The sequence below is a fragment of the Desulfurellaceae bacterium genome (assembly GCA_021296095.1).
Lineage (GTDB): Bacteria > Desulfobacterota > Binatia > Bin18 > Bin18 > JAAXHF01.
In genome coordinates this window covers 1-456 of record JAGWBB010000118.1, presented here as the reverse complement: position 1 = coordinate 456, position 456 = coordinate 1, and the positions used below count along the sequence as shown (strand labels likewise).

Annotated in this window: 1 protein-coding gene; it reads left to right on the top strand. The window is 64.3% G+C overall.

Annotated features, from left to right (window positions below):
* Positions 1 to 456: hypothetical protein (locus J4F42_20270; protein MCE2487856.1), on the top strand; the 456-nt coding region annotated here is incomplete at both ends.

The following is a 456-nucleotide window of genomic DNA, read 5'->3' as shown; positions in this document are numbered from 1 at the left end:
CCCCGGACGCCGAACGCACCATGAACACCTCGCTCGGCGCCAGCGGCGTCTTCGCGGTCGAGCACGTGACCGAAGACGCACTCAAACAGGCGACCTGGCTGTATCTGGAGGGCTATTTATTTTCCACACCCGGCGGACAGGCGGCAGCCCGCCGGGCGCTTGAGCTGGCCAGGAAACATCAGGTCAAGGTCTCTCTGACGTGTTCGGACCGCTTCATTGTCGAAGCCTGTGGCGACGCGCTGCGCGCGGCGGTAGCCGAGTGCGACCTGGTCTTTGCCAACCAGCAGGAGGCCGGTGCCTATGTCGACCAAGAGCGGGCCGAAGCCATTTTTCCACGCTTTCAGGAAGTCGCTCCCAATGTTGTCATGACGCGGGGTGACCAGGGCGCGTGGGGCATGTTTGGTGGGACCGCGTTTCAGGTCCCTGCCGTTCCCGTTCAGGCGCTCGACGCAACCG